Annotated in this window: 6 protein-coding genes and 1 pseudogene; 5 read left to right on the forward strand and 2 right to left on the reverse strand. The window is 33.5% G+C overall.

Features of this window, described 5'->3' with window-relative positions; all coding sequences use genetic code 11:
* Positions 1-98: 98 nt before the first annotated feature.
* Positions 99-1,541 carry an alpha-amylase gene (locus tag DFR66_RS11455; protein WP_114754969.1) on the reverse strand — a complete coding sequence of 481 codons (1,443 nt, stop codon included), beginning with the start codon at positions 1,539-1,541 and terminating at the stop codon, positions 99-101.
* A gap of 755 nt (positions 1,542-2,296) precedes the next feature.
* Here DFR66_RS11455 and DFR66_RS11460 point away from each other — a divergent pair.
* The 5 genes from DFR66_RS11460 (at position 2,297) to DFR66_RS11485 (ending at position 12,578) form a co-directional block, all read left to right on the forward strand.
* The gene (locus DFR66_RS11460; RefSeq protein ID WP_114754970.1) at positions 2,297-3,727 is read left to right on the forward strand and encodes a peptidylprolyl isomerase; all 1,431 of its coding nucleotides are present in this window, start codon (positions 2,297-2,299) and stop codon (positions 3,725-3,727) included.
* Positions 3,728-3,846: 119 nt separating this feature from the next.
* Positions 3,847-4,800, forward strand: a complete 954-nt coding sequence (locus DFR66_RS11465) for an AAA family ATPase (protein WP_114754971.1) — start codon at positions 3,847-3,849, stop codon at positions 4,798-4,800.
* Between the two features lie 397 nt (positions 4,801-5,197).
* On the forward strand, positions 5,198-7,969 hold the full coding sequence (locus DFR66_RS11470; protein WP_114754972.1) for a bifunctional aconitate hydratase 2/2-methylisocitrate dehydratase: 2,772 nt from the start codon (positions 5,198-5,200) through the stop codon (positions 7,967-7,969).
* Between the two features lie 122 nt (positions 7,970-8,091).
* The gene (locus tag DFR66_RS11475) at positions 8,092-10,359 is read left to right on the forward strand and encodes an aconitate hydratase (RefSeq protein WP_114754973.1); all 2,268 of its coding nucleotides are present in this window, start codon (positions 8,092-8,094) and stop codon (positions 10,357-10,359) included.
* Between the two features lie 722 nt (positions 10,360-11,081).
* Positions 11,082-12,578, forward strand: coding sequence for a peptidoglycan endopeptidase (locus DFR66_RS11485; protein WP_114754975.1), 1,497 nt, complete (start codon positions 11,082-11,084; stop codon positions 12,576-12,578).
* 62 nt (positions 12,579-12,640) lie between these two features.
* On the opposite strand, the pseudogene DFR66_RS11490 reads toward DFR66_RS11485, so the two are convergent.
* Positions 12,641-13,066: pseudogene (locus DFR66_RS11490) on the reverse strand (pyridoxamine 5'-phosphate oxidase family protein); the annotation flags it as partial.
* Positions 13,067-13,245 lie beyond the last annotated feature (179 nt).

The raw sequence follows: 13,245 nt of genomic DNA on the forward strand, positions 1-13,245 counted from the left end.
TATTTGAAAATTTGATTTCTTTAAAAGGTGTTTTGGTATTGTGTAAACGTTTACAAATAAAAAGGCTGCCTGTAAAAAGCAGCCTCAAGCGAGTTTTTTTACATGTTAATGGACCAAACAGAATATCCATTAGGAGGACATTGTATTTTTACCCATTTGTCAGCTTGTGTTCTTGGGTACCAGCCAGAGTTACCTGTAAAATCTTTTATTTGGGCATTGACCCAGTTAGTTTGAATCCAGCGCTCTTGCCATGTTGATGAGTTGTTAATGTAAACAACCAATCCAGGATTACCATTGTAGCCGTTTCTTCTTGCTATGTATTCATCATTATCTGTATATAAAATAGAAGTGTTTCCAGTTGCTTTGTTGTTGTGAATCCAAATTAGATTATTCAATTTAGTTTTATTTAGCCATTCTTCATAATCTCGGTAAAAAATAGTAGGATATCCTTCGTGTGTTAAAATGTAAGCGTATGCCAATTCTTTTTTCCAAATTTCATCAGTGTCATGATTAGCTACAAATGTAACCGCTTTGTACGGATTTCTTTTCCACATCATATCATCATTCAAAACATTTAAATTGTTTCCGTCAAAAGCATCATTCATTTTATAGTAGCAAGCAAAGTCAAACACAGAGCTATTGGCGTTATTTGCCCAATCATTCAGAATGTTTACGTTAGAATCCCAAAGTTCACCTACAGAGAATCCACCTACATTGGCATTCCAATCTTTAATAACCCAAGCACCAAAACCTTTTACGTAATCAAATCTCCAGCCGTCAAATTTCATGGTATTTTTATAGAATTTTCCAACACCATCTGCTCTTTTCCATAGCCAATCTTGGACATTAGGCGCTACGTGGGCAAGATCTGGAAAACCACCAAAAATACCTTCGTCATTATTCCCGTAAGCATTTTTGTAAAAATCAGCACTTGTTCGCTTAAATTTACCTGATGCAACACCAGTAAAATTAGTGTAGGTTTGTGTTCCTGTAAAAGGGTTGTTTTCTAATTGGCCGCCACTGTTATGATTGAGAACCATATCAGCATAAATCTGCATGTTTTCGGCGTGTACTTTTGTTATTAAACTTTCTAATTCGGTTTTTGATCCAAAACGTGTTTCAACTGTTCCGTTTTGATTAAAATTACCAAAATCAAAATAGTCAGTAGGGTCGTACCCCATTGAAAACGGTCCGTTTTGAGCTTTTGAAACTGGTGGTAACCAGATGGCTCCAATTCCCACGTTTGACCAAGCTGTAATTTTTGAGTTTACTACATTCCACCATGTTCCACCAGCTGGTACGTCCCAATAAAAGGCTTGCATCATTACGCCTCCACCTGGATTTTCAACATATCTTCCAGACGGTATGTTAGTTAGTTTTCCTGTGCTAAAAGGACGTCCGTCGTGATTTGTAACATTAACTACCTTAAATTGCGCAGCAGCTTCTGTTGAATTTGTGACAAAGTCATCATTTGAATTACATGAATAAAGACCTACAAGTATCGTAGTTAGTAGGTATGCCTTCATAATTTGTTTTTGCATAATACAGTTTGTTAGTGTTAATTAATAGATTTTGAGAATAGTAATTAAGATTGATATGACTAATTTCTTTTTTTATTGGGCTAGAATTAAAATATATATATTATTAAAATCAAAATAAAAAGTATAAAAAAATAATTTAAATATATTTTATAACTGCTATTTATAGTAAAGCAGCATTTTTTTTTGCTAATTTATACAAATTCTTACGCTACACACATCGGATTTTTTTTTATAAATTACGAAAACGTTGTAGTGTTTATAAGTTTTAAAATAGTAGGTTAAAAATGAGTGTTTTATGTCTGTATTTTTTTGTGTAAACTAAATGATGAGAATTTAGCGGTACAAAAAATTTTTGATAGTAAAAAAAGCATTATCGTAAATATTTGAAGCTAATTGAAGACGTTAGTAATAAAAATAGAGATGATGATAATAATTACTGTCTATTTATATGAAATCAAACCTTATTTATATTTTTTTGTTGCTAACCTTAGTTTTTTTAAAGTATATAAACGATATCAGCCGATAAATAAATGTGTTTATAATTTTTTGTTAATAGTAGGTAGGAAACTTGTATAGTGTAATTGAATTGTTATTTTTGTTTGCTTAAATTTAAAGAATGGTAAGGAATTGTAATATAAATTCAATTCGCTTTTAGATTCTTAAAGTGTATATTTGCCAAAAAATTCCTGGTTCAAATAGATAGATTTAAAAACAGTTGAGTAAAGGATCTTATACATTAAATACATATTATAATAATGCCAATAAATAAAATACAAATGAAATCCATTAATAATAGAATTGCACTTACTTTTTTTGTTTTGCTAATTTCCAGTGTAGTAGCAAGTGCTCAAGAAATTATTAAGGATACTGTTATTGCTCCAGTTAAAAAAGTACAATCTACCGGAAAGCAAAAAATTGACGGTGTGATTGCTACTGTAGGAGACTATATTATTTTAGATTCAGATATTGACAAGTCGCTTCTAGAAATTTCAACTCAAGGTGGTTCTATAAAAGATATAACTAGATGTCAAATGCTTGGAAAATTATTAGAGGATAAATTATATGCCCATCAAGCTGTTCAAGATAGTATTATAGTGACAGATTCCGAGGTTAAAGGTATGTTAGAAGAACGTTTGAATTTTTTGTTAGAGAAAATTGGTTCTATGGAAAAAGTAGTGCAATATTATAAAAAAGATTCTGAAGAAGAATTTAGAACATATTTTTCTGACATTTTAAAAGAAGGTAAGCTAAGTTCTGAAATGCAAAAGAAAATTGTTGATGGTGTTGAGATTACTCCTGAAGAAGTACGTAATTATTTTAAAACAATACCAAGTTCTGATCTACCTTTTTTTGGGGTAGAATTAGAAGTTGCTCAAATAGTTGTTGTTCCTAAAGTTTCTGATGCCGACAAGCAAAAAGTAATTGATAGGCTGAATAGTTTTAAAAAGGAAATAGAAGAAGGTTCTAGTTTTTCTACTAAAGCAGTTTTGTATTCTCAAGATCCTGGATCAAGGTCTAATGGAGGTTTTTATAAAATGAACCGTAAAACACCATTTGTAAAAGAATTCAAAGATGTAGCTTTTAGTCTTGCTGAAGGTGAGATTTCTGCTCCTTTTCAAACAGATTTTGGTTATCATATTATTTATGTAGAAAAAATTAAAGGTCAAGAAATAGAATTGCGTCATATATTATTGACACCTACAGTAACTGAAGAGGCTTTGAGCGAAGCCAAAGAGAAAATTACTTTGATTAAAAAAAGGATAGAAGATAAAGAAATCACTTTTGCGGAAGCAGCAAGAACTTTATCTGATGAAAAGGAAACTAGAGCCAATGGTGGTGCTTTAATTAACCCAAAAACACAAGACACTCGTTTTGAGTTGACTAAAATGGACCCTACTTTTTACAGTCAAGTTTCTAATTTAAAAGAGGGTGAAGTTTCTGCTCCAATACTAGAACAAGGTGATGAAGGAAAGAAAACATATAAATTGATTACTGTTACCAATAGAATAGATGAACATGCGGCTGATTATGCAAAAGATTATATTAAAATAAAAGATTTGGCTTTAACGAGTAAACAAATTACAACTATTGGGAAATGGTTTGATGAAAAGATTAAAGAAACGTACATCAAAATCATTGGTGAATATAGAGATTGTGATTTTACAAACAATTGGCTTAAGAAATAGTCTCCTAAATTAATTTCTTTGATTATAATTAGGAATAAAAATTTTTCGATAAATAAATAAAAAGAGTTAGTTTTATGATTTCATAAAGCTAACTCTTTTTAATTTTAAATTTTCAATACATGTCAGACGTAGTAGCAATAAGTAACTTGGTTCAAAAAAGGAATGAGCTAAAAACGGAGATAGCAAAAATCATTGTTGGTCAAAATGATGTAGTAGATCAAATTTTGCTGTGTATATTTTCTGGAGGTCATGCATTACTGGTTGGAGTTCCGGGATTAGCTAAGACATTGATGGTAAATACGCTTGCACAAGCATTAGGTCTTGATTTCAAAAGAATTCAGTTTACTCCTGATTTGATGCCTTCAGATATATTAGGAAGTGAAATTCTTGATGAGAACCGTCATTTCAAATTTATAAAAGGACCAATATTTTCTAATATTATTCTAGCTGATGAAATCAACAGAACGCCACCCAAAACTCAGGCTGCTTTGCTGGAAGCTATGCAGGAACGTTCTGTTACTATTGCTGGTGAAAACTACAAATTAGATTTACCTTATTTTGTTTTGGCTACACAAAACCCTATTGAGCAGGAAGGAACTTATCCTTTACCAGAAGCGCAGTTGGATCGTTTCATGTTTGCTATTAAATTAGAGTATCCATCTTTTGCAGAAGAAGTACAAGTGGTAAAACAAACCACTTCAGATATAAAGAACACTATAAATCCATTGTTTACGGCTCAAGAAATTATTGATTTTCAGCAGTTGATCCGAAGAATACCTGTTGCTGATAATGTAATTGAGTATGCAGTAACATTAGTTAGCAAAACAAGGCCTGATAATCCAATGTCTAATGAGTTTGTAAAAAATTACTTAGATTGGGGAGCTGGACCTAGAGCTTCTCAAAATTTGATTTTGGCGGCCAAAGCGAATGCAGCTTTTAATGGTAAATTTTCTCCAGATATTGAAGATGTAAAAGCTGTAGCTACCGGAATTTTACGTCATAGAATTATCAAAAATTATAAAGCCGATGCTGAAGGAATTACCGAAGAAGCTATCATTCAGAAACTGATGTAAGAATTCCTGATATTCAGAAAAAAACCAAACAAATTTCTAAAATCTGTTTGGTTTTTTTTGTTTTACTTAATTTGTTAGTTTGACCAAAAAGAGCCTATAAAAGAGCAACTATAACGTTGTAAATGGTAATTTAGAAAGGTTCTTAGCTGAAAACCGTGTAAAATATCACTCTTTAAGTATTGTTAAATTTCAACTTTCTCAATGAAAAGATTTTAAATTATTAATAATTCATTGTTTTAATCTAAAATTAAATTATTGATAATAAAAAGTAGTGAAACTCTTTATTTTGTAATAATAATTTTTGAAAAAGCTACATCTATTATATTTTTTTTAATTCTCGGCTTTAATTCCTAAATTTGCGTACGAAAAATTAAAATTCCAAGAAAAGACTTTTATTATGAACACTTATAAAGATTATATTCAAGAGATTGAAGAGCGAAAAGGACAAGGGCTCCACCCTAAACCAATTGATGGCGCTGAATTATTAAGCGAAATCATTACGCAAATTAAAGATTTAAATAACGAGTACAGAGCAGACTCTCTTAACTTCTTTATTTATAATGTTGTACCTGGGACTACTCCTGCGGCTAATTTAAAAGCAAATTTTTTAAAAGAAATCGTTTTAGGTCAATCAGTCGTAGCTGAAATCACGCCTGCTTTTGCTTTAGAGTTATTATCACATATGAAAGGTGGAACTTCTATAGCCGTTTTACTCGATTTAGCTTTAGGTGATGATGTTACAATTGCTAAACAAGCTGCTGAAGTTTTGAAAACACAAGTTTATCTTTATGAAGCAGATACAGATCGTTTAGGTGAGGCTTTTCAAAAGGGTAACGCAATAGCTAAGGATATTCTTGAAAGTTACGCTAAGGCGGAGTTCTTTACCAAATTACCTGAAATTGCAGAAGAAATTAAGGTAGTTACTTTTATTGCAGGTGAAGGAGATATTTCAACTGACTTACTTTCTCCTGGAAATCAAGCGCATTCTCGTTCAGATCGTGAATTACACGGTAAATGTATGATTACCCCTCAAGCGCAAGACGAAATCAAGGCGCTTCAAGCACTACATCCAGACAAAAGCGTGATGTTGATTGCTGAAAAAGGTACTATGGGTGTGGGTTCTTCAAGAATGTCAGGTGTAAACAACGTGGCTCTTTGGACAGGTAGACAAGCGAGTCCTTATGTTCCATTTGTGAATTTTGCTCCAATCGTTGCAGGAACAAATGGTATTTCTCCAATTTTCCTGACAACTGTTGATGTAACTGGTGGTATTGGTCTTGACCTAAAAAACTGGGTAAAAAAATTGGATGAAAATGGGGACGTAGTTCGTAATGAAAGCGGTGACCCTATACTTGAAGAAGTGTATTCTGTTGCTACAGGTACGGTTCTTACAATCAACACTAAAACAAAGAAACTTTATAACGGAGACAAAGAATTAATTGATATTTCTAAGGCATTTACTCCACAGAAAATCGAATTTATAAAAGCTGGTGGATCTTATGCTATTGTTTTTGGAAAAAAGTTGCAAACATTTGCATCAAAGACTCTTGGTATTCCTATTGTAACAGTATATGCTCCGTCAAAAGAGGTGTCTGTTGAAGGTCAAGGTCTAACGGCAGTAGAAAAAATATTCAATGCAAATGCGGTTGGAACAACTCCAGGAAAAGTATTGCACGCTGGTTCTGATGTTCGTGTTACCGTAAATATTGTTGGTTCACAAGATACAACTGGTTTGATGACTTCTCAGGAACTAGAGTCTATGGCTGCTACTGTGATTTCTCCAATTGTTGATGGTGCGTACCAATCAGGTTGTCATACAGCTTCTGTTTGGGATAATAAATCGAAAGCAAATATTCCAAGATTAATGAAATTCATGAACGACTTTGGTTTGATCACGGCTCGTGACCCTAAAGGCGTTTATCATTCAATGACAGATGTAATTCATAAAGTTCTTAACGATATTACTGTAAATGAATGGGCTATCATCATAGGTGGTGACTCACATACTAGAATGTCTAAAGGTGTTGCTTTTGGGGCTGACTCAGGAACTGTTGCTCTTGCACTAGCAACAGGTGAAGCTTCAATGCCAATTCCTGAATCTGTGAAAGTAACATTCAAAGGTGATATGAAAGGGTACATGGATTTCCGTGATGTAGTACATGCTACGCAATCTCAAATGCTTAAAACATTTGGTGGAGAAAATGTATTCCAAGGAAGAATTATTGAGGTTCACCTAGGAACGCTGAATGCGGATCAAGCCTTTACGTTTACAGACTGGACCGCAGAAATGAAAGCAAAAGCTTCTATCTGTATTTCTGAAGATTATACTTTGATCGAATCATTAGAGATGGCAAAAGGTAGAATTCAGATCATGATTGATAAGGGAATGGATAATAAAAACCAAGTTCTGAAAGGATTGATAGCTATAGCTGATAAGAGAATCGCTGAGATTATATCAGGCGAGAAACCTGCGCTAAGACCAGATGCAAACGCTAAGTATTATGCTGAAGTTGTTGTTGATTTAGATGAAATTGCTGAACCAATGATTGCTGATCCAGATGTTAATAATGCAGATGTTTCTAAACGATATACACACGATACCATCAGACCTCTTTCTTTCTATGGAGGGGTTAAAAAAGTAGATCTTGGATTTATTGGTTCTTGTATGGTTCACAAGGGAGATATGAAAATTTTAGCTCACATGCTAAAGAATATTGACGAGCAAGAAGGTAAAGTAGAGTTTAAAGCGCCATTAGTTGTAGCTCCTCCTACTTATAATATTGTTGATGAATTAAAAGCTGAAGGCGATTGGGAAATTTTACAAAAATATTCGGGTTTCGAATTTGACGATAATGTCCCTAAAGCTGCAGCGCGTACTTCCTACGAAAATATGCTATATTTAGAGCGTCCAGGATGTAATCTTTGTATGGGTAACCAAGAAAAAGCTGCTAAAGGAGATACTGTCATGGCAACATCTACTCGTCTTTTTCAAGGAAGAGTTGTGGAAGATGCTGAAGGTAAAAAGGGAGAGTCATTGCTTTCTTCTACACCTGTTGTAGTCTTATCAACTATTCTTGGAAGAACTCCAACAATAGAAGAGTATATTGCAGCAGTAGATGGTATTAACCTGACTAAGTTTGCGCCTTCTCATAAGTTATTAGTTAAATAATTCACATAATTAGTTAATTATAGTTTAAAAGCCTGAGTCTAATGACTCAGGCTTTTTTTGTACTCTATTTTTTTGTATCTTGTATGTTTAAAATTAAATAGTAACAATTATATATAAATCTTATGGCTTTTGATATAGAAATGATTAAAAAAGTGTACGACAATATGACAACTCGTGTTGATAAAGCACGTGAGATAGTTGGTCGCCCACTTACTTTAACGGAGAAAATTTTGTACAACCACCTTTGGGATGGAATGCCATCAAAGGCTTTTGGAAGAGGTGTTGATTATGTAGATTTTGCCCCGGATAGAGTTGCTTGTCAAGATGCAACTGCTCAAATGGCATTATTGCAATTCATGCACGCCGGTAAAAAGAAAGTGGCAGTTCCTACAACAGTACACTGTGATCACTTGATTCAAGCTAAAGTTGACGCTAAAACTGATTTGGCCAGAGCAAAAACACAAAGCAATGAAGTATTTGAATTTCTTTCTTCGGTATCTAATAAATACGGGATTGGTTTCTGGAAACCAGGAGCAGGGATTATTCACCAAGTAGTGCTTGAAAATTATGCTTTCCCAGGTGGAATGATGATTGGTACTGATTCTCACACTGTGAATGCAGGTGGTTTAGGAATGGTAGCCATTGGTGTTGGTGGTGCTGATGCTGTTGATGTTATGTCAGGAATGGCTTGGGAATTAAAATTTCCTAAGTTAATTGGAGTAAAATTAACTGGAAAACTTTCTGGTTGGACAGCTCCAAAAGATGTTATTCTTAAAGTAGCCGGAATTCTTACTGTAAAAGGTGGAACAGGTGCTATAGTTGAATATTTTGGCGAAGGTGCAACTTCCATGTCATGCACTGGAAAAGGAACTATCTGTAATATGGGTGCCGAAATAGGTGCTACAACTTCTACATTTGGTTATGACGATTCCATGAGTCGTTATTTGCGTTCTACAAATAGAGCTGATGTTGCAGATGCAGCTGATAAAATTGCTCCTTACTTAACAGGAGATGCTGAGGTATATGCTAATCCAGAATTGTATTTTGACCAAGTTATCGAAATCAACTTAGACGAATTAGAGCCACATTTGAACGGTCCTTTTACACCGGATTTAGCGACTCCGATTTCTAAAATGAAAGAGGAAGCCATCAAAAACAACTGGCCTTTGAAAATTGAAGTAGGTTTGATAGGTTCTTGTACCAACTCTTCTTACGAGGATATTGCTCGTGCAGCTTCAATAGCGAAACAAGTTACCGACAAAAAATTAAAATTAAAATCAAAATTCACAATCACTCCAGGTTCTGAGGTGGTTCGTTATACAATCGAGCGTGACGGTTTTATCGATACTTTCGATAAGATTGGTGCGACGGTATTTGCTAATGCCTGCGGACCATGTATCGGAATGTGGGATAGAGAAGGGGCAGAAAAAGAAGAACGCAACACAATCGTTCACTCTTTCAACCGTAACTTCTCCAAACGTGCTGATGGAAATCCAAACACTTTGGCTTTTGTAGGTTCACCGGAATTAGTAACGGCTTTGGCAATTGCTGGAGATTTAAGTTTCAATCCGTTGACGGATACTTTAATTAACGAAGATGGTGAAGAAGTAATGTTAGAAGTGCCAACAGGCGACGAATTACCGAAAAACGGATTTGATGCCGAAGACCCAGGTTTTCAAGCACCAGCCGAAGATGGTTCAGGTGTTCAGGTTTCTGTAAGCGAAACTTCAGAAAGATTACAATTATTAGCTCCGTTTTTACCTTGGGATGGAAAAAACATTACAGGCGCTAAATTATTGATCAAAGCTTACGGAAAATGTACAACAGATCACATCTCTATGGCGGGACCATGGTTGCGTTTCCGTGGACATTTAGATAATATTTCTAATAATATGTTGATTGGTGCTATCAATGCATTCAACCAAAAACCTAATACAGTGAAAAATCAGTTGACCGGTACTTACGATGCAGTTCCTGCTGTAGCGCGTGCTTACAAAGCAGCCGGCGTTCCTTCAATTGTTGTTGGGGATCACAATTACGGGGAAGGATCTTCTCGTGAGCATGCTGCAATGGAACCTCGTTTCTTAGGTGTTAAAGCTGTTTTGGTAAAATCATTTGCTCGTATCCATGAAACAAATCTTAAAAAACAAGGTCTTCTAGGACTGACATTTGCTACTGAGGCAGATTACGACAAAATCCAAGAAGATGATACCATCAACTTTACAGATTTAGTTGATTTTGCTCCAGGAAAACCATTAACATTAGAATTTGTTCATGCTGATGGAACCAAAGATATTATTTTGGCAAACCACACTTATAACGAAGGACAAATAGGTTGGTTCGTTGCCGGTTCAGCATTAAACTTGATTGCTGCTGCTGGAAAAGCATAAGCCTTTGAATATTTTACCTCTAAAACTCTCAAGGAAGCTTGGGAGTTTTTTTGTTTCTATTTCAATTTATTTCTGGAGCAATTTCCTGCTGACCGCTTCAAGCTTTTTCGCACAATTGCTTTTTTCCAAGATAAAAAAGGAGCTTCTTATAGTCGCTCTTTTTTCTCAGGAAAAATTTCCAATTTCGCTTCAAAAGGCTTTCCACTCTCATCAGGGCTACAAATCAAAAAACCAGAATGTCAATTACTATGAATTAATTTGGGATAAATTTTTTTCGAAAAAAGAAAAGAGACTTAAGTCGAAAATAGAGACAAAATTCAAAAAACAAGGTTAAATTTTATTTTTTGAACGTTAAAATTTAAAAAAAAGAGGTGTTTTTTGATTAAATCTCTTATATTAGCTTTTTAAAAAAATTAAATTTTTAAAGAAGCTTTTTTGATTGTTTTTTAAATCAACCTTCTTTAGAATTTTTATTTTCAGCGCAACAATACATTAGGATTGTACGGCGTTACTATTTCAGCTGCTTTTGCAATTGAAATAAAAATCAACTATAATTTAAAACGAACACATTCTGACCCTCTTTTTATAAAAGAGATAAGGATTATTTTTACAATTTTTTAAATAAAAAAAGTAAAAAAGCAAACCATAGCGAGATTTAATAATTATATCCCGAAATCGCTGTGTAGAATAAAAATGGGGTAAGTAATTTGAAATAAATGAATATGAGTTTAAGATTAATTGTAACATTGTTTTTATTAAATAGTATCGTTCTTTTTTCTCAAGAGAAAACCACAAAACACACCATCGTAAAAGGAGAAACAATTTCTAGTATTGCAGAGAAATATGATGTAAAACAAAGCGCTATTTTCAAATTAAATCCAAACGCAAAAAATCTTCTAAAACTCAATTCCATTTTATTAATTCCTGTAGCACCCTCAAAAAATACAAATACAAAATCCAAAGTTGCAGCAAATTACTCAGCAAAAGAACATGAGGTATTAGCTAAAGAAACCCTTTACGGAATTGCAAAACAATACGGGATTTCTCTAAAAGAATTAAATGAACTCAATCCAACATTAGAATCCACAGGATTGAAAATAGGTCAAAAAATTATAATTCCATCAAACGCATCTTCAACGGAAGTAGCTGTTGCCCCTCAAGTCAAAAAGGTTTCTCAAAAACCGGAATTAGTAGTTACTCCTCAAGTAATCGAAACTAAAAAATCCACTACGGAACAAACTACAATAGAAGTCCTTCCAAAAGAATCAAAATATTCTATCGCCAGAAAATACGGAATTACAGTTAAAGAATTAGATAATGCCAATCCAACTATAGGTGCAAAAGCGCTTAGAGTAGGTCAAAAAATAATAATTCCAGGAAATGGAATATCAGTAACTGAAGTTGCAGTTGTATCACAACAAAACAAAGAATTGCTAGCTGAAAACACCGTAGTTAATAATGTATCCGATAAAGTTGTGCCTAAAATAGAAGAAACAGTCGTTTCTCAGCCAAACATAGATTTATCAAATTCAGAAGCCACAGCTATTTCTCAACCAATTGAATTAGAGAATAAAAATACAAATATTATTGTTCGAGAAGTTCTGCCAAAAGAGACTAAATATGGAATTGCTAAACAATACGGAATTACAGTTCAGGAATTAGAAAAACAAAATCCAGAAGTTAAAAACGGGCTTCGTGTAGGCGATAAATTGAATATTCTTGCTAATTATGCACCTATAGACAATAATGTAATAGCTAGTACAGAGAGCAATAATACAACTTTTGAAAACACTAAAATTGATTTTAATAATTCATTAAAACCTACTTTTAGTCATGATTTTCTAGATCAATTAATAGAACGTGCTGCTGAAAATATAGGAACTAGATATCGTACTGGAGGAACATCAAAATCAGGATTTGACTGTTCTGGTTTAATGTGTACTACTTTTGGTGCATTCGATATTAAATTGCCAAGAACATCTCACGAACAATCAAGTATTGGTACTAGAATTAACACAGAAGAAGCTCAAAAAGGAGATTTAATTTTCTTTAAAACAAACGGTAGAAACCAAATTAATCATGTAGGTATGGTTGTTGAAGTTTGTGATGGAGAAATTAAATTTATTCATTCCTCTGTTAGTAATGGTGTTATAATTTCTTCAACCAAAGAAAAATATTATCAGAAAAATTTCTCCCAAATCAACAGAGTACTACAATAATTTTTCTAAAATATATCAGTTTAGTTTTAAAACGCTCCTATTACAGGAGCGTTTCTGATTTTTTAGATTTTTATTTCTCCTTGAACACCACTTATATAGTTGGTTCCTGTTGCAACAGAAGCAGCCATTTTCAAAAAATTAATCATTTGATTTCCGTCCGTGTCCCAAAAATAAGCACTTGTTGGTTCAACTTTAATAAGTGAAATATTGGGGTCGTTTTTACCGTCTTTGAACCATATATTTACAACAGGAGACCAAAGCTCTCCGATTTTTTCACGATCCATAATTATTGTTGCGTCACCATTTACAACCATATAACTTCCTTTTCCGGGATGTGCAAAAAACAATTGAACGCTTGAATCTTGTTCTATTTCTTTGTTTTTAATACTATCTTTTTCACTGAAAAACCAAATATTACCTTTGTCGCATACTTTTACAGCTCCCATTGGTCGTGTGGTTGCTCCATCATTCGTTTTTAGATTGGTACAAAAAAGGAGGGCACTGAAAAAGTCTTTTTAAGAATTAATTATATAATAAAAAAGGAGTAGAAAACTATAGTTTTTTGCTCCTTTTTTCGTATTTTTAACTGTAACCATAAGGCTTTTTAGATGTTAGTTCAGCAACAAAAAATTCAGTTCAGTCCGTATTCTTCGTTATATGATTTAAT

Origin of the sequence: Flavobacterium glaciei (assembly GCF_003350545.1) — a bacterium.
Lineage (GTDB): Bacteria > Bacteroidota > Bacteroidia > Flavobacteriales > Flavobacteriaceae > Flavobacterium > Flavobacterium glaciei.